At 72.6% G+C, this 17,030-nt stretch carries 16 protein-coding genes; 5 read left to right on the forward strand and 11 right to left on the reverse strand.

All coding sequences use genetic code 11. The features are described from left to right. The 4 genes from ABD331_RS22325 to ABD331_RS22340 form a co-directional block, all read right to left on the reverse strand. Positions 1 to 1,261: tetratricopeptide repeat protein (locus ABD331_RS22325; protein ID WP_344477779.1), on the reverse strand; the 1,261-nt coding region annotated here is incomplete at its 3' end. A gap of 15 nt (positions 1,262 to 1,276) precedes the next feature. Beyond that, positions 1,277 to 1,798, reverse strand: a complete 522-nt coding sequence (locus ABD331_RS22330) for a hypothetical protein (RefSeq protein ID WP_344477781.1) — start codon at positions 1,796 to 1,798, stop codon at positions 1,277 to 1,279. Continuing rightward, positions 1,798 to 2,403: an RNA polymerase sigma factor gene (locus tag ABD331_RS22335; RefSeq protein WP_344477783.1), complete on the reverse strand. Its 606-nt coding sequence runs from the start codon at positions 2,401 to 2,403 to the stop codon at positions 1,798 to 1,800. Before ABD331_RS22335 ends, ABD331_RS22330 begins: the two co-directional genes overlap by 1 nt. After that, positions 2,403 to 3,998: a S8 family peptidase gene (locus ABD331_RS22340; protein ID WP_344477785.1), complete on the reverse strand. Its 1,596-nt coding sequence runs from the start codon at positions 3,996 to 3,998 to the stop codon at positions 2,403 to 2,405. The genes ABD331_RS22335 and ABD331_RS22340 overlap by 1 nt, the downstream gene beginning before the upstream one ends. A gap of 193 nt (positions 3,999 to 4,191) precedes the next feature. Between ABD331_RS22340 and ABD331_RS22345 the strand changes: the two genes are divergently transcribed. After that, a complete protein-coding gene (locus ABD331_RS22345) occupies positions 4,192 to 5,898 on the forward strand; it encodes a carbohydrate-binding module family 20 domain-containing protein (RefSeq protein ID WP_344477787.1) in 1,707 nt (568 codons plus the stop codon). Here ABD331_RS22345 and ABD331_RS22350 read toward each other — a convergent pair whose 3' ends face one another. The 3 genes from ABD331_RS22350 to ABD331_RS22360 all read right to left on the reverse strand — a co-directional run bounded on the left by ABD331_RS22350 (position 5,899) and on the right by ABD331_RS22360 (position 9,465). Continuing rightward, on the reverse strand, positions 5,899 to 6,825 hold the full coding sequence (locus ABD331_RS22350; RefSeq protein WP_344477790.1) for an alpha/beta hydrolase: 927 nt from the start codon (positions 6,823 to 6,825) through the stop codon (positions 5,899 to 5,901). An 11-nt stretch (positions 6,826 to 6,836) separates the two neighbouring features. Beyond that, positions 6,837 to 7,577: a phytanoyl-CoA dioxygenase family protein gene (locus ABD331_RS22355; protein WP_344477792.1), complete on the reverse strand. Its 741-nt coding sequence runs from the start codon at positions 7,575 to 7,577 to the stop codon at positions 6,837 to 6,839. Between the two features lie 94 nt (positions 7,578 to 7,671). Continuing rightward, positions 7,672 to 9,465 carry a hypothetical protein gene (locus tag ABD331_RS22360; RefSeq protein ID WP_344477794.1) on the reverse strand — a complete coding sequence of 598 codons (1,794 nt, stop codon included), beginning with the start codon at positions 9,463 to 9,465 and terminating at the stop codon, positions 7,672 to 7,674. 143 nt (positions 9,466 to 9,608) lie between these two features. On the opposite strand from ABD331_RS22360, the gene ABD331_RS22365 reads away from it, so the two are divergent. Beyond that, positions 9,609 to 10,583: an aldo/keto reductase gene (locus tag ABD331_RS22365; protein ID WP_344477796.1), complete on the forward strand. Its 975-nt coding sequence runs from the start codon at positions 9,609 to 9,611 to the stop codon at positions 10,581 to 10,583. A gap of 111 nt (positions 10,584 to 10,694) precedes the next feature. Here the strand turns inward: ABD331_RS22365 and ABD331_RS22370 are convergent, their stop codons facing one another. Then, positions 10,695 to 11,177 carry a nucleoside 2-deoxyribosyltransferase domain-containing protein gene (locus tag ABD331_RS22370; protein WP_344477798.1) on the reverse strand — a complete coding sequence of 161 codons (483 nt, stop codon included), beginning with the start codon at positions 11,175 to 11,177 and terminating at the stop codon, positions 10,695 to 10,697. A 108-nt stretch (positions 11,178 to 11,285) separates the two neighbouring features. Here ABD331_RS22370 and ABD331_RS22375 point away from each other — a divergent pair, with 108 nt between their 5' ends. From ABD331_RS22375 to ABD331_RS22385, 3 genes are all read left to right on the forward strand, one after another. Then, the gene (locus ABD331_RS22375) at positions 11,286 to 12,404 is read left to right on the forward strand and encodes a DUF418 domain-containing protein (protein WP_344477800.1); all 1,119 of its coding nucleotides are present in this window, start codon (positions 11,286 to 11,288) and stop codon (positions 12,402 to 12,404) included. Between the two features lie 71 nt (positions 12,405 to 12,475). Next, positions 12,476 to 13,507: a hypothetical protein gene (locus tag ABD331_RS22380; RefSeq protein WP_344477802.1), complete on the forward strand. Its 1,032-nt coding sequence runs from the start codon at positions 12,476 to 12,478 to the stop codon at positions 13,505 to 13,507. A gap of 186 nt (positions 13,508 to 13,693) precedes the next feature. After that, positions 13,694 to 14,737 carry an endo-1,4-beta-xylanase gene (locus ABD331_RS22385; RefSeq protein WP_344477804.1) on the forward strand — a complete coding sequence of 348 codons (1,044 nt, stop codon included), beginning with the start codon at positions 13,694 to 13,696 and terminating at the stop codon, positions 14,735 to 14,737. Positions 14,738 to 14,984: 247 nt separating this feature from the next. Here ABD331_RS22385 and ABD331_RS22390 read toward each other — a convergent pair whose 3' ends face one another. The 3 genes from ABD331_RS22390 to ABD331_RS22400 are packed head-to-tail and all read right to left on the reverse strand — an operon-like array spanning position 14,985 to position 16,910. Next, entirely contained in the window at positions 14,985 to 15,527 is a 543-nt protein-coding gene (locus tag ABD331_RS22390; RefSeq protein WP_344477806.1) for a hypothetical protein, read from the reverse strand. Positions 15,528 to 15,546: 19 nt separating this feature from the next. Beyond that, the gene (locus tag ABD331_RS22395; protein WP_344477808.1) at positions 15,547 to 15,960 is read right to left on the reverse strand and encodes an RrF2 family transcriptional regulator; all 414 of its coding nucleotides are present in this window, start codon (positions 15,958 to 15,960) and stop codon (positions 15,547 to 15,549) included. Positions 15,961 to 15,968: 8 nt separating this feature from the next. Next, positions 15,969 to 16,910, reverse strand: coding sequence for a sulfite exporter TauE/SafE family protein (locus ABD331_RS22400; protein WP_344477810.1), 942 nt, complete (start codon positions 16,908 to 16,910; stop codon positions 15,969 to 15,971). Positions 16,911 to 17,030 lie beyond the last annotated feature (120 nt).

The raw sequence follows: 17,030 nt of genomic DNA on the forward strand, positions 1-17,030 counted from the left end.
CGGGCGGCACGGCCTGCGCGGGCGGCACGGCCTGCGCGGGCGGCACGGCCTGCGCGGGCGGCGCGGCCTGCGCGGGCGGCGCGGAGGTGGGCGGCGCGGCGGACGCGGGAGGCGCGGAGGTGGGCGGGGGCTGGGCGGGTGGTGGGGGTAGGGGTGGGGCGGTGGCGGTGGTGGCGGTGGTGGCCGCGGCGGCGGTGGCGGCGGCGGTGGCGTCCCCGGCGGCGATGAGGGCGCGGACCGACACCAAGCGGGCCATCTCCGCGTCGTCCGGCATGTCGAGCTCGGCGAAGCGGGCAGCCAGCTCCCACGCCCGCCGCGCCACCGTCCGGGGCGCCGCGCCCCGGGCCAGGTCGGAGCGCAGCCGCATGAGCTCGGCCCGCCGCGCCCAGGCCGCGCTCCCCCGCCGGCGGAAGTGCGTCTCGGCCCGCCTGGCCCAGTCGCGGGCCTCGTCGTGCCGCCCGGCGTCGAGCGCGCACTGGGCTCTGGCCAGCTCGGCCTCGGCGTAGTCCTGCATGAGGCGTTGCCTGCGGAAGCCGTCGATGGCCTGGTCGAGGGTGTGGCCGGCCTCGTCGGTGAGGCCGACGGCGAGCAGGGCGCGGGCCCTGTCGAGGGCGAGGACGGGCAGGAAGCCCGGGTTGACGTCCTGGTAGAGCCGCTCCACCCGGGCGAACACGCGCAGCGCGGCCGGCACGTCGCCGAGCAGCAGGTCGCAGTAGCCGTCGTTGTGCAGGGCCTTGGCGGCGATGACGGGGTGGTCGTGGGTGTGGGCGAGGTGGGCGCTTCTGCGGGCGTCGTCCCTGGCCTGGCGGATGCGTCCGGTGGTGAGGTGGATGACGGAGCGGTTGAGGAGCACTCTGGCCAGCTCGACGCGGTCGCCGTCGAGGAGCAGGGGGGCGGCGATGTCCAGCTCGCGCAGGGCCTGGGTGCTGGAGCCCATGCGCAGGTGCATGAGGCCGCGCTGGGCGTGGACGATGGCCAGCTCCCCGGCGGGGGCGCGGCGCTGGGCCTCGTCGAGGAGCTCCATCCCGAGCTCGGAGCGGCCCTGCTCGGCTTCGGCGTGCGCGAGGCTGATCAGCAGGCGCGCCACCAGCCCGTCATCTTCACCGTCATCACGACCGCTGTTCCAGGCGAGCAGGTCGAGGGCCTGGCGGAGCCGGCGGGCGGCAAGGGCCGGGCGGCCGTTGTCGGTCGCCTCGACGCTGAGCCTGTGCAGCCGCTCCGCTTGTTCGCGGAGCGGGTCCGCCCGCCCGCTGTCGCGCATCCGGCCTCGCGGTTCTCAGAGGATGAGTGAGGGTGTCACCGCCAGTATCGTCGCCTGCGCAGGATCATCAAGTCCCGGTTCATCCAGCCCCTGGCGCACCACGAGTTGCGACAGCCCGCGCGGCACCACGTCGAGCACGAACCGCCCTTGGTCGTCGGCCCTGACGACGTGGGCGCCCTCGCCGCAGCGCAGCTCGACGAGGTGGTCGCCGGGCGGGGCGAGCCAGCCGTCCACGCGGACGGCGTGCTCGTCGCGCGCGCTGACGCTGATCATGATGGTGAGGATCTCGCTGTCGAAGGTGATCGTCCGGCTGTCCTCGCCGCCGCGTACGCCGGCGGGCAGCAGGTCCTCCTCCTGCGGTCGCAGCACCTCGAACTCGGGTGATTCGAGGGCGCGTTCGAGGGCGAGAGCGAACTGGAGGCGTTCGACGAGGGTCGCGGGCACGGGATCCACGACGCGGTAGACGCCGGCGATCTCCTCGGCGAGGTGCTGGTCCTCGGGGGTGATGTGGGGGTGGTCCCCCTGGGCCGTGTTCATCAGGAACTCCAATCCGGGTCCTTCGCGAGCAGGAGGCGGAGCTTCGCGAAGCACCGGCCGCGCGTGGGCCCGATGCTGCCCAGCGGCATGTCGAGTGCGGCGGCCACCGCGTCGTAGTGGGGGCGGGGCACGAAGGCGATGATCCTGAGCAGCTCGGCGCACCGCCTGGGCAGGCTCTCGACGGCGTGCCAGAGGGCGCGGCGCCGCTCGTCGTCCACGAGCAGCTCGTCGGGGGTGAGGACGCTGTCGGGCAGTTCGTCGAACGTGTCGTCGCCGGGCAGGTCGTCCTTGCGGGAGACGCGGCTGACCCGCCAGGCCTCGCGGCGGGTGGTGGTGACGAGCCATTCGATGAGCGCGCCAGGCACGGAGATGGCGTGCAGGTGCCGCAGGAGCGTGAGCCAGGTGGTCTGGATGACGTCCTCGGCGGCCTGCTGGCTCAGGCCCTGGTTGCGGGCGGTGTGCCAGAGCACGGGGGTGAGCTCGGCGACGATGGCGTCGAGCGCGTCGCTGTTGCCTTGGCGCGCCTCGACGAGCAGCGCGGCGAGGCGGTCGCGGCGCTGGGCGCGGGCGGTGGGCGCACGTTCGAGTGCGGGGTCGCCGGTCATCAGATCGCTACGATTTCCGGCCGCGCGACCTTGTCGTTGATCATGGTGTCGATGACGGTCCTGGCCCGTTCGACCGGGTTGACGCCCACCTGTCCGATGGTCTTGGTCAGCTCGGCGGCGATGACGCCGGCGATGATGGGTGCGGCGAACGAGGTGCCGCTCCAGGCGCAGTGCGCGCCCACGGCGTCGGCGTCGAGCGAGGCGCGCTCGCCGACGCTGAGCATGGCGTTCTGGGCGCCGCGGTACTGGGGCGGGAAGGTGCTGACGACCATGGCGCCAGGCGCCCGCCACCGTACGGCGGGATGCTCGTTGCTGAAGATCGCGATCGTCCCGTCGGGGTTCTTGGCGGCGACGCCGAGCATGGGCGCGAGCGGCGGCCCCTGGACGGCGGTCTCGGAGAGGGCGGCCAGGTAGAAGGGCCGGGTGGTGGCGTAGTTGCCGGCGGCGTTGACGACGATGACGCCGCGCGCCCGTAGCTGGTTGACCTTGTCGAACAGCGCCTGCATGGCCGCGTCGCCGGTCTCGGCGAACCCGCCGAAGGAGCAGCACAGCACGTCCACGGCCTGTCCCTGGTCGAGCAGCCACAGCAGGCGGTCGAGGGCGGCGTGCACGGCCTCGCCGGGGACGACGCCGTCGCTGTGCATGACCTTGTACATCAGGACGCGGGCGTCGGGCGCGATCTGCGCGATGAGGCCGGCCAGCATGAGGCCGTGGCCGGTGTGCGAGTTGAGGGTGCCGATGAGCGGGTTGGGCAGGTGGCCGAGGTCCTGGTGGCCGACGAGCCTGGCGATGTCGCGGCCCTGGTAGGCGGGGTGGCTGTCCTGGATGAGCTGCTGCCCGTCGGGATCGACGGTGAGGAACGCGTCGGGGTCGGTCACGGGCTTGAACCAGGGGTGGTCGGCCACCCCGGTGTCGAGGGTGACGACGGTGATCCTGGGCCCGCCGAGCTCGTCGGGCGAGCGCCGGGGCGGCGGGCCCGCCACGACGGTGACGGGGATGCGGCCGTAGCCGGGCCGGCTGCCGCCGCCGGGCTCCTCGATGACGGCGTGGCCGCTGGTGGCGGGCTCGCCGCCGAGGTTGAGCGAGCCGATGCCGCTGGTGGCGGAGCCGACGAAGAGGTGGTCCAGCGAGATCTTCTCGATGCCCTCCCTGTCGGTGAGGACGTCGGGCTCCTCGCGCAGGGCTCTGCGCAGGGCCCGGAGGGCGGGCCAGGCGTCGGCCTTGACGTCGCGCTGCCCTTCGGCGACGGTCAGGACGGCCGGCTCCCAGGTCATCTCGCGGACGGGCTCTCTGCGGCGGGCGCGTTCGACGCTCTCCTCCGACAGTCGCAGCCCGACGCCGCCTAGCGCCGCGTTGATCCAGTCGGTGTCGTCGCGGCTGGCGAGCAGGTGCGCGGGTACGAGGAGCACGTCCGCGCGGTAGACCGTCGAGTCGGGCCTGGTCTCGCCGTCGTCCAGGCCGACGGCCCACGGGTCGAGCACCTTGGCTCCGTGCCGGTCCAGGATCTCCCTGGGGAGGTCGATGCCTCGCCAGGGCGGCCCGAACCTCTCGCCGTCGCCCGGCTTGGCGCCTTCGGGGATGTAGTCGATGGTCATGCGCCGTCTCCGTTCTTCCCTCTGTGGCCTACGAGAGCGGAGGAGGCGCGCCGATACCCGTTGCGAGATAACGGAATGGTCACGATCGCCGGATGATTGCATGCTTGCAGAAACTTTCCGCAAAGTCCTTGCAATGCCTGACGGCGCTAGGTAACTTCCGGGCAATCCCCCCGAAACTCCAAGAGAGTGCACCATGAAGCGACTGAAGGCAGGCATCGCCGCCCTGTTCACCATGGCGGCCGTTCTCGCGGGCACCGGCACAGCGCAAGCCGCCCCTCCCGGCGACAGGGACGTGATCGCCAACCTGTGGAGCTGGAACTGGAACTCGGTGGCCAGGGAGTGCACCGACCACCTCGGCCCGGCCGGCTACGGCGGCGTCCAGGTCTCGCCTCCCCAGGACTCCCTCACCAGGGGCGGCGCCGTCTGGTGGGACGTCTACCAGCCCGCCGGCTACACCCTGACCAGCAAGTTCGGCAACGAGAGCCAGTTCGCGGCGATGGTGCGGGCCTGCCACGCCGCGGGCGTCAGGGTCTACGCGGACGCGGTCATCAACCACATGACCGGCCAGGGCAGCACCAGCTACGGCGGCGCGAGCTTCGGCAAGTACACCTACCCGGGCCTCTACTCGCCCGCCGACTTCCACTACTACTCCGAGGACTGCGGCAACACCGACAACCTCATCCACGACGGCGACTACACCGGCAGCGCCCGCAACGTGCAGAACTGCGAGCTGGTGGGCCTGTCCGACCTGGAGACCGAGGAGGAGTACGTCCGCGGCGCCATCGCCGGCTACCTCAACAAGCTGATCGGCCTGGGCGTGGACGGCTTCCGCGTGGACGCGGCCAAGCACACCAGCCCGGCCGACCTGGGCAACATCTACGGCAGGCTGAGCGGCTCGCCGTACATCTACCAGGAGGTCATCTACGGGTCCGGCGAGGCCGTCCAGCCGGGCCAGTACACCGGGATCGGCGACGTGCTGGAGTTCCAGTACGGCCGCTACCTGCGCGAGAAGTTCTACGGCAACATCTCCGACCTGCGCACGTTCGGCGAGAGCTGGGGCGGCATGCAGCCGTCGGGCCGGTCCGTCACGTTCGTCGCCAACCACGACACCGAGCGCGGCACCGGCGCGCTCAGCTACAAGGACGGGGCGGCGTACCGGCTGGCCACCGTCTTCCAGCTCGCCTGGAACTACGGCACGCCGCAGGTGTACGACGGCTTCACCTGGAGCGACAGGGAGGCGGGCCCGCCGCACACGAACGGGTTCGTCCGCGACGCGGTGTGCGGCAGCGGCTGGGAGTGCCTGCACCGCGACCCGGCGATCACCGGCATGGTCGGCTTCCACAACGCCGTCAGAGGCACGGCGGTCGCCAACTGGAGCGCCCCGAACGGCAACGTGATCGCCTTCAGCCGCGGGACCAGGGGCTGGATCGCGATCAACAACGGCACCGGCTCGCACGCGGGCACGTTCCCGACGGGGCTGCCCGCGGGCACGTACGCGAACGTCGCCGGCTCCGGCACGGTCACCGTCAACGGCGGCGGCCAGGCGACGGTCACCGTGCCCGCCAAGGGCGCGGTCGCGATCGTCGCCGGTGGCACGACCACGCCGCCCGCCCAGGTGCCGGTCACGTTCAACGTCAACGCCACCACGACCTGGGGCACGAACGTCTTCCTGGTGGGCTCGATCGGCGAGCTGAAGAGCTGGAACCCGGCCGAGGCCGTCCCGCTCTCCTCCGCCGCGTACCCGGTGTGGAGCGCCACGGTGACGCTGCCCGCGAGCACGTCCTTCGAGTACAAGTTCATCAAGAAGGACGGCTCGGGGAACGTCACGTGGGAGAGCGGCGCCAACCGCGCCTACACGACCGGCTCCTCGGCCGCGACGATCAACGCCACCTGGAAGTGATCACGCGCCGATGGCGGCGCGCAACATGGGCAGGGCTCGTTCCAGCGCCCGCTCCCAGTAGGGCCAGGTGTGCGTGCCCGCCCCGTAGAAGTCGGTGGTGATCTCCGCGCCGGCCGCCCGCGCCCGCTCGGCGAACACCGTCGCCTGCCGCAGCAGCGCGCCCTCGAAGTCGCCCGTCGCGCCCGGCGGGTCCAGCGGCCCCGGGTCGCCGTTGCCGCAGGAGACGTAGAGCGGCACCCCGCCCAGCCTCCCCGCGAGGCGGGCGGGGTTGTGCGCGTCCCACGCCCGGCCGTCCGGCTCGCCCCACAGGGCGGTGGTGTCCTCGCCGTTCTCGCTGAGCAGCCGCCGCACGCCGGAGCGGTCGCCGGTGGTGTCGAGCACGCCGGAGAAGGACGCGGCGGCGCGGAACAGGCCGGGGTGGCGGGCGGCGTACACCATGGCGCCCAGCCCGCCCATCGACAGCCCGGCCACCGCCCGGTCGGGGCCCGCCCCGAACTCGGCCTCGATGAGCGGGATCAGCTCCTCGATGTGGAAGGTCTCCCAGCGCGGGCCGCGTACCCAGTCGGAGTAGAAGCCGACCCGGCCGCCCTCCGGCACCACCACGATGGCGGGCAGCGTGTCGGTGAGGCGCTCGGCGCCGCCCTCGTCCACCCAGCCGAGGTGGCCTGCGCCGCAGCAGCCGTGCAGCAGGTAGAGCACCGGCCACGGCCCGGAGCCCGGGGTCCAGCCGCGCGGGAGCAGCACGCGTACCGGCGTGCGGCGGCCGAGGGCGCGGGAGGACACGGTGAGCGCCCGCCCGCGCTCGCCCGCGCGCTGCTGCTCGACGATGCGCACGCCGTCCACCTGCGGCTCGGGCAGCACCGGAGCGGGCGTGCAGCCGCTGAGGGCCAGCACCGCGAGCGCCACCGCGAGCGCGGGCCCGCCCATGAACGGGGCCCTCACCGCTCGGCCAGCGGGTCGAAGCCGCGCAGCATCATGCCCTGCCCGCGCGAGTGGTGCACGTCGTCGGCGGGCCGGTCCTCGGGGTCGCGGAACTGGACGAGCAGCGTCGTGCGGGCCTCGCCCGACCGGTTGACGCCGGAGCCGTGCACGGTCAGGTAGCTGAGGAACAGCACGTCGCCCACCTCCGCCTCGACCGGCACCGCGTCCTCCAGCGGCCACCGCTCCGGCGGCAGGTGCCAGCCGCCCTCCTCGACGTGCGGCAGCGGCCCGTGCTTGTGGCTGCCCGGCACGACCCGCACGCAGCCCTTCTCCTCGGGGGCGTCGTCGAAGTGGAAGACGGCCGCGGCGACCGTGTGGCGGGTGTGGGGGAAGTGCGCGGCGTCCTGGTGCAGGGGGAACGGGGAGCCCTTCCCTGCCGGCTTGACGAAGATCTTGGTGTGGTGGAGCTGGACGTTCGGCGACCCGATCAGAGCCGCCGCCACGTCGGTGAAGCGGGGGTCGAGGATGAGCCTGGCGAACGCGGCCGAGTGGAACTGCGCGTCGTGGCAGTGCCGCAGCTCGGTCGCGCCGCCCGCCAGCCGTCTGGCGCTGCCCCACGTGGGGTCGTACGGGCGTAACCGCGACAGCACCGCGTGGCACTCCTCGCGGTAGCCGCGGGCCTCGTCCTTGCCGAGCAACCCTCTGACCAGCAGGTAGCCGTGATCCCGGTAGAACCGGGTCATCGAAGCATCACTCATCCCACACTCCCGGTGCCGCGCGGTCCTCCTCACTGTGTGCCCGCGCGGCGGCCGGGGGAAGAGTGGCGGCCCGCGCCGCCACCCCTCCTGTTCGCTACCGGCAGGTCACCGGGTAGACCGCCCGCATGGACGGCTTGTCGTGGTTGAGCACCTCCAGGACGACCGTGCCGTCCTTGCGCTCGGGACGGTCCCAGTTGGCCGCCTGGACCTCCAGGATGCCGCTCTGGCCGACCTTGAGCGTCACCGGCGCGGTGGGGTTGCCGTCCGTCACCCAGCGGAAGGTGATCTCCGTGCCGGGGGCCGCGGCGAACGCGCCGTGCGCGGTGACGTACGGGGCGTCCACGCAGTCACCGTGATAGGCGACCGGCCACAGCTCGGTGATCTCCACGGTGCCCGGGGTCCTGTCCTTGCAGGTCCAGGTGTAGGCCTCCTGCATGAACGGCTTGTTGTGGTTGAGCACCTCCAGGCGGACGACGCCCGCGCCGCTGGTGCGGGCGGAGCCGTACCAGAAGTCGCCGATCTTGCTCTTGACGCCGGGCCTGAGGGTCTCGCTCCTGAGGGGGCCGGGCTTGCCGTCGATGACCAGGCGGTACTTGACCTCGGCCTCGCGGTCGGTGGTCACCAGGCCGTCGGCGCGCAGGCCGTACGAGCTGTCGCAGACGCCGTGGAAGACGGGCGTCAGCAGGTAGTGGAAGGTCAGCTTGGCGTCGCCGGGCTGGTCGGTGCAGGTGAAGCGGAAGTCGCGCGTCACCGGCTCCGCCGGGCCGCCCTCGGTCATCAGGCCGAGCGTGTGGCTGCCGGCGCCGGTCCGCTCCAGTGACCAGGTCGCGGTGACGTCCTGGGCGCGGGGCTGGTCGGAGGCGGCGAAGTCGAGCACCTGCTGCTGCCACTTGTTGCCGTCCAGGATCCACCAGTACGTGACCTTCGCGGCGGGGCCCGCAGGGAGCGCGACGCGGCCGGTGGCCTGGTAGGCGACCGGTTCGAGGCATTCGCCCGCGTAGTCGCCGGGGGTCAGGGCCGTGATGCTCGGCACCGGCTTCTGCGCCGGGGGCGGGGTCGGGGTCTGGGTGGGGGTCGGCGTGGGCGTCGTGGGCGGCGGGCTCGTCGGCGGGGTGGTCTTACAGGTGACCTGGTACGCCGCCCGGCCCGAGTCATGGCCCGCCGTCAGCAGCCGGATCGCCTTCCAGCCGCTGGTGGAGCTGCCCACCCCCATCGGGAGCACGACCTGGCGGCTGCGCGGCCCGCCCGCGGCGAAGTACAGCGACTGCGCCGGCCCCTCCCCCGTGGCGCTGTCGATCCACTGGAAGTCCACCTCGGCGGGGGTGCGCGACACCTGGATCGTGCCGGTGAAGCGGACCGTGGCAGGGCACGCGCCGCCGTAGGAGGGCGGGTCGGCCGTCACGGACGCGGCGGCGACCAGCGGCTTGCCCGGCCGGGCGGGCAGGTGGTGCCGGTCGTCCCAGACCGTGACCGGGCCCCGGCAGGTGACGCTGAATCTGGCCTTGGCCGACAGGCCCTTCCTGCCCAGGATCTCGACCGCCTGCCAGCCGGAGGTGGTGCGGTCGAAGGTCTGGCGGTCCCGCACGACCACCTTGCGCGTGCCGCTCACGCGCACGCCCTTGACGGCGCTCCTGCTGCCGTCGCCGCGCACCCAGCGGTAGCGGACGGTGCCCGTGCCCTTGGCGGCCACCACGGCCGAGAAGCCGACGGTGGTGGGGCAGCCGCCGGACTGCTTGGCGGGGCTCGCCTTCACCTGCGCGACCTTGACGACCGGCACGGCGGCGGAAGCGCCTGTGGTGGCGGCTGTGGTGGCGGCTGTGGCGTGCGGCGGGTTGGCCAGCAGACCGCTGAGCAGTGCGGCGCCCAGCAGCAACGCTGTCCTTCTCATCTCAGGGGGTCCCTTTCTCTGCTTGTGAAGGGACCACGATCCTCAATCGGCCTTGGACGTCACTTGGAACCCTCTTGAAACCCGGGGAGTGCTTAACTGGGATCCGTAAAACGTTTCATCACGATCTTTCCGGAAGGTCACCTTTGGACTACGAACGCCAGCCGTACAGAAGGTGCGGCCGCAGCGGACTGCTCCTGCCCGCCGTGTCGCTCGGCCTCTGGCACAACTTCGGCGAGGGCAAGCCGCTGGAGACCCAGCGCGCCATCCTGCACAAGGCCTTCGACCTCGGCATCACGCACTTCGACCTCGCCGACCGCTACGGCCCGCCCATCGGCGCCGCCGAGGCCGCCTTCGGCAGGCTCCTCCCGCGGTCGCTGCGCGACGAGGTCGTGGTCACCACCAAGGGCTTCAACCCCATGTGGGACGGCCCGTACGGGGTGGGCGGCTCCCGCAAGCACCTGCTGGCCACCCTCGACCGCTCGCTGACCCGGCTCGGCCTCGACTACGTGGACATCTTCTACCTGCACCGCGACGACGAGGAGACGCCGCTGGAGGAGCAGGTCGCCACACTGGACCACATGGTCCGCACCGGCCGCGCCCTCTACGTCGGCGTCTCGAACTTCTCCCCCGAGCGCACCGCGCAGGCCGCCCGCCTGCTGCGCTCCCTCGGCACCCCGCTGCTGGTGCACCAGCCGTCGTACTCGCTGCTGAACCGGGGCATCGAGGAGTCGCTGCTGGGCGTGCTGGAGGAGGAGGGCGTCGGCTGCGTGGTGTACTCGCCGCTGGCGCAGGGCCTGCTGACCGACCGCTACCTGAACGGCATCCCGGCCGACTCGCGGGCGGCCGAAGGCCGGTTCCTGACGCCCGACCGGGTGACGCCCGAGGTGCTGTCGTTCGTGCGGTCGCTGGCCGAGCTGGCGGACTCGCGCGGGCAGACGGTCGCGCAGCTCGCGCTGGCGTGGGCGCTGCGGGACCCGCGGATCACCTCCGTGCTCGTGGGCGCCTCCAGCCCTGAGCAGCTCGAGGCGAACGTGGCGGCCGTGGACCGGCTCGACTTCACCGAGGACGAGCTGGCCGCCATCGACCGGGCCGCCAAGGAGTCCGGCGTCCAGGCGTGACCTCCCCGGCGGGCGGCCATGGCATCACCGACTCAGTGCCGCCCGCCACCCACCCGCTACTCGGCCCGCCACCCAGCCTCCCGTCCCGGCCGCGTTCAGGACGGACCGCGTTCAGGACGGGCCGCTTTCCGCCGCGATCAGGGCGCGGACGGCGGTCAGGGTGTCGCCGAGGGTGGCGTGCACGACCTCGCCCGGCCGGGCCAGCCGCGCCTGCCACCGCACGTCCGCCACCCGCGGATACCCGGGATCGGCCCCCACCACGATCCGCCGCGCCGGGTTGTCCAGCGCCGCCCCCAGCTCCAGCAGCGCGATCGGCTGCGTGCTGTCCCCCGGCGGGAACCAGAACATGGTCAGCACCTCAGGCAGGTGCAGGTGGTGGTGCTCCCAGGCGATCTGCACGGGCGTCTCCCCCGGGTCCCCGATCGGGAAGTCACGGCGGCGCGGGTTGAGCACGACCGCGCCGGCCCGCCCGAGCGCCCGCGCCGCCTCCCGCTGCCAGTCCGCCACCCCGGTGATCCCGCCGGCCAGGAACACCGCGGGCGGGTCGCCGGGCGCGGGCTCGTAGTAGTCGGGCGCCTCGTAGTACGCGCTCACGGCGGCTCCTCCGCGACTTCGGTCTCGGCCCGTACATCCATCGATGTACCGGCGATTTCGCTCCCCGGGATGACGGGGAGCGGCCCGCGCGCCAGCACCCTGGAAGGTGTGGACAGACGCATCGACGCCCTGGACGTGCTGCGCGGCGTGGCCATCCTCGGCACGCTGGGCACCAACATCTGGATCTTCACCGACCCCGCGGGCCCGCTGGCCCCGCTGAGCTTCGGCGGCGACCCCGGCGTGGTGGAGACGTTCCTGCGGTTCCTGTCCAACGGCAAGTTCCTCGGGCTGCTCACGCTGCTGTTCGGCGTCGGGCTGGAGCTGCAGTATCGCAGCGCGGCGCGCAGGGGCGTCCCGTGGCCGGGCCGCTACCTGTGGCGGGCGGCGCTGCTGCTCGCCGAGGGGGCGCTGCACTTCGTCCTGGTCTTCGAGTTCGACGTGCTGATGGGGTACGCGGTCACGTCCATGATCGTGGCGTACCTGATCGGGCGGAGCGACCGGGTCGTCACGGCCTGGATGGCGGGGGCGGGCGCGCTGCTCGTGGCGCTGGTGGGCCTGGCCACGCTGGCCCTGCTGGCGCTCCCGCCCGGCGGGACGGCGGCGGTCGCGTACCCGCAGGGCTGGCTCGACCAGGTGCGGCTCCGCCTCGACAACCTTCTGGTGTTCCGCGCCGAGCTGATCTTCATCGTGCCGCTGGGCGTCGTGCTGTTCCTGCTCGGCGCCCGCCTGCTGCGGGCCGGCGTGTTCGAGGAGCGCGGCGCGCGGCTGCGCGGCAGGCTGATGGTGATCGGCCTCGGCCTCGGCGTGCCGCTGAACCTGGTCACCTCGTTCGCGGGCCCCGCCTGGTTCATGGTGGACCGCTACCTGCTGGCGCCGCTCGTCGCGCTGGGCCTGCTGGCGCTGGTCACCTCGATCGTGCACGGCATGAAGGGCGCGCCGGGCGTGCTGCGCAGGGGCCTGTCCGGCGTCGGCCGCACGGCGCTGTCCTGCTACGTGTTCCAGAACGTGGCCGCGAGCGTGCTCTGCTACGGCTGGGGCCTCGGCCTGGCCACCCGGTTCGACGCGCTGCGGCCCTGGTGGGTGCCGGTGGCGTGGGGCGGGATCTGCGTGCTGTTCATGGCGCTGTCGTCGCTGTGGCTGCGGCGGTTCGAGCGGGGGCCGCTGGAGCTGGCCTGGCAGTGGGCGTACCAGGCGCCGTTCGGGACGCGCGCCCCCGCTGAGCGGTAGACGGTCCCGTTCGCCTGGAGGACGATCTACGTTCACAACCCAGCCCGAACCATCCCATAAATTGCCTCTTCATGACTTTTGACACTGTTTCCCGACGGTCCCTGCTCGCCGGCGCGCTCGCGGGCGCGGGCCTCACCGTGCTCGGCGGCTCCCCCGCACACGCCACGGGCCGCAGGGCGCCGCGCGTGTTCATCGCCACGAACGAGCCGTGGGGCACCTACCACGCGGCGCCGCTGCTGCCCGAGGCGCGGCGGCTGGGCTGGGAGTTGACGCAGCTCGTGCCCGACCGCACGGGCGTCAAGCCGGGCGATCCGGTGCCGGTCGCGCTGCTCGACGAGGTCACCGACGCCGACCTGCTCGTGGTGACGGGCGCGGGCGACTGGCCCGCCGACTGCGCGGCGCGGCTGCGCCGGGTGCCGCTGGTGGCGAGTTCGCTGGCCTACCAGTTGCCGGTGGAGGCGCCGAGGGCCAAGGAGTTCAGGGGACGGCTGCGCGCGATCACGGCTTCGTCGCCGGCGGAGGCGAAGGTGTTCGACGACTACCTGGGCGTGCGCCGTCCGATCGAGGTGGTGGGCTCGCCGCAGACCGACGACCTGCCCGCGTACGCACCCGAGGCGGGCACCGTCCTGGTGCTGACCAGCGTCACCAAGTCCAGCCAGACGGGCGGCTCGGCCCCGGGCACCGAGCTGCTGCTGGCCGCGGCCGAGCGGCTGGCGGCGGCGGGCAGGCACATCCTGGTCGGCCTGCACCCGCGCGAGGACCGCACGCTCTGGGAGAAGTACGAGATCAGCACCGTCGCCTCCGTGCAGGCGTCGGCCCGCGCCGAGGCCGCGATCGGCATCCCCGGCACGGTCTTCCCGCTGGTCGCCGCAGTGGGGGTGCCGCTGGTGGGCTGCACGGACCCGGCGCTGCAGATCCCGGACTACCTGCTGAGCGTCTGCTCGCACACGATCACCTCCGCGGACTCCGCCGTCACGGCCGTGCAGACGGCCCGGCCGGTCTCGCGCAAGGTGCTGTACGAGGCGGCCGGGCCCGTGGGCGGCTCGGCCCGGCGCCTGTTCAAGGTCTGGCGCAAGGCGGGCCTGCGGGCGCACGCGGCCTGAGGCGGGCGGGCGGCGGCACGCGGAGTGAGCCGAACGCGCGAGACGTGAGGCGGGCGGCGGGGTGTTGACGTGGCGTCCGCGAGCGCTTACGGTTCCGGCAGTCGGTGAAACTATCGACACAATTCCGAAACTTTCGGAAGTCGTGTCGCCGCGCCCAAGCCATCCCCACGGCACCGGAGGTCATCGGTGAAACCCTTGATCATCGCCCTCGCGCTCGTCCTCGCCGCCCCGCTCCCCGCAGCAGCCGCCCACCCGCGCCCGCCGCGCGACTTACGCCAGCTCTCCCAGCAGACCGGCATCAAGATCGGCTCAGCGGTCGACATCGCCGCGCTGCGCGCCGAGTCCGACTACCGCAAGACGCTCAACCGCGAGTTCAACCACGTCACCGCGGAGAACGCGATGAAGTGGGAGTCGGTGGAGCCGGAGCGCGGCGTCTACACCTGGGACGACGCCGACACGCTGGTCGAGAGCGCGCGCCGCAACCGCCAGCAGGTACGCGGCCACACCCTCGTCTGGCACAACCAGCTCCCCGCCTGGCTCACCGCGGGCGTCGCGGACGGCTCGATCGACGACGCCGAGCTGCGCGACATCCTGCGCGACCACATCACCACGCAGGTGCGCCGCTACAAGGGCAAGATCCGCGCCTGGGACGTGGTCAACGAGGTCGTGGAGGAGGACGGCACGATGCGGCAGACCATCTGGCTGCAGCACCTCGGCCCCGGCTACATCGCCGACGCCTTCCGCTGGGCGCACCGCGCCGACCCGCACGCCAAGCTGTTCATCAACGACTACAACCTCGAGTGGAACGCCCCCAAGATCGAGACCACGTTCTCCCTGGTCAAGGAGCTCCAGGCGCAGGGCGTGCCCATCCACGGCATCGGCTTCCAGGGCCACCTCGGCATCCAGTACGACTACCCCGGCGACTGGGCGAACGTCATGCGCCGCTTCGCCGGCCTCGGCCTGGAGGTCGCGATCACCGAGCTGGACGTGCGGATGGAGCTGCCGGTGACGCCCGAGAAGCTGGCCACCCAGGCCACGTACTACAGCCGGGCCATGACCGACTGCCTCAGCGTCAGGGCCTGCCGCGAGATGACCGTCTGGGGCTACACCGACCGGCACTCGTGGGTGCCCGGCTGGTTCGACGGGGAGGGGGCGGCGTGCCTGCTGGACGAGAACCTGGCGCCCAAGCCCGCGTACAACGCACTGCTCGCGGTCAAGAGCCCCCGCTGACGGAGACGCCGGGGCGCCGCGGCCCTCGCTGACCGGGACGCCGAGTCGCCCCGGCCCCCGCTGACCCGGACGCCGGGTCGGCACGGCTCTCCTTGACCGGGATGCCAGGTCGGCGCGGCTCCTCTTGGCCGGGATGCCGGGTCGATCGCGGTGTTCTGGATGACCGGGCACCTTCCGCCGACGGTGCCCGGTCGCCGCCCAGGTCCTCACGATCCTTCACACCCGCGTGAGGACCTGGGCCCCGCCGTCAGGGCGCCGGATCGAGCCGCTGGAGCAGCCCGTACACGAACCGGGCGCGATGCGAAGAGCCGCCGTGGCAGAAGTCGACCGTCCAGTGCTGCGGAGCGGGCCCGTCGATCTGCACGGCGCCGGGAAAGCTCGCGACGACGTCCGCCACCACGCAGGCCCAGGGCGCCAGCCCGGCGAAATCGGTCGCGACCGGGCCGGACGGGCGGACGAACCACTGGTTCCACAGCTCGCCACCGGGCCCGACCAGCGCCTCGTAGGCCAGCCCCGGCCAGGTCGGCAACGTCCAGCGCAGCACATCGCAGGTGAGACTTCCGGCAGGCCTGTGGCCGCGGTGCGGCGGCGGGCCCAGCGCCCTCCGCAGCGCGCCGGCCCCCTTGGGCGCCCTCGGCGCGTGGGTAAGCCGTGTCCAGTGGGCGTGGGCCTCGCGCAGCTCGGCGCGGGTGGCGCCGATCCGGTCGAGCGTCTCCTCGACCTTCTCGGCGTTCACGTCGCGCATGCGGTGCATCAGCGTCAGCTCGAACTCGCGTACCCCGAAGGCCATCGCCCCAGCTTGCCACCCCCTACGGGGCGTCGTGCCCGGCCAGGCCGTTGGAGCTGTCGCGGGAGGTGACGACGTCGGCGAGGGTGATCTCGCTGAGCAGCGCGTTCTCGTGGCTGCGCAGCCGGTCCCAGATCTCGGCGAGCGGCGCGGCGGCCGGGGAGAAGGGGCGCAGGGCCTGCTCTGCGCCCTCAGTGACGCGGATGACGTCGGCCAGCGCGATCTCCCCGGCCGGCCGCGCCAGCCAGTAACCGCCGTCGGGACCGCGCTGACTGCGGATGAGGCCGGCCCGGCGCAGCTGGAGCAGGATGTTGTCGCAGAAGCGACGGGGGATGTCCTGCGTGGCGGCGATGTGTTCAGCGTGCACCGGGCTGTCGGCTACGGCCAGGGCGAGCATGGCGCCCAGGGCGTATTGGGTGCGGGCGGAGATTCTCATGGGCCGGCTCAGGCGGAGGCCGTTTCCTCCTCTGTTCCCGTACGCTGGCGCAGCTCGTTCTCCACCGCCTCGACCGACTCGTTGGCCTTGTCGCGGCGGTACTCGCGCACCGAGTAGACGATCGCGGCGACCCAGATGACGGCGATGACGATGTAGGCCACGGTCTGGACGCCGCTGGAGGCGTCGATCCAGTCGCTGCGCAGCAGGGTGCGCACGTTGGTCAGCACGATCACGCCACCCACGGCCGAGCCGAGGATGCGGGGCGGGATGTGCCGGACGAGCCAGGCGGCGATCGGCGCGGCGATGACGCCGCCGAGCAGCAGGACGGCGACCCAGGAGAAGTTGATGTTCTCCGAGCCGATGCCGACGAAGAAGCCGACGCTGGCGGCGATGGCGACGAGGAACTCGCTGGCGTCGATGGAGCCGATCACCTTGCGCGGGGCCAGGCGTCCGCTGGCCAGGATGGCGGGGGTGCCGACCGGGCCCCAGCCGCCGCCGCCCGTGGCGTCCACGAAGCCGGCCAGCAGGCCGAGCGGCGCGAGGAAGCGCCTGCGCAGCGGCTTGCCCAGGTTGCCGCGCGGCAGGCCGAACGCGGTGAAGCGGATGAGGATGTAGACACCGAGGGACAGCAGGATGATCGACATGACCGGGGCTGCGATCTCGGTGGACAGGCTCGACAGGAACGTCGCGCCGGCGAAGGCGCCGACGGCTCCCGGGATGCCGATCTTCGCGACGACCTTCCAGTCGACGTTGCCGAATCGCCAGTGGGAGATGCCGGAGGCAAGCGTGGTGCCGATCTCGGCGAGATGGACGGTGGCGGAGGCGGCCGCCGCGTTGGTGCCGATGGCCAGCAGCAGTGTGGTCGACGTGACGCCGTAGGCCATGCCTAGGCTGCCGTCGACAAGCTGGGCCGCGAGGCCGACCAGCCCGAGCAGGATGAGCGCTCGCACGATCTCCCCTTCCCTACGATTCCTACTATACAAGTAGGAATCATCATTAAGGCAGACGGGCTCACTGTCAACCCTCGGTATGGGCACAGAAAGATGACGCCCAAGGGGTCGCGCCACCCC

Origin of the sequence: Nonomuraea monospora (genome assembly GCF_039531895.1) — a bacterium.
In the GTDB taxonomy this organism is placed as follows: Bacteria; Actinomycetota; Actinomycetes; order Streptosporangiales; family Streptosporangiaceae; genus Nonomuraea; species Nonomuraea monospora.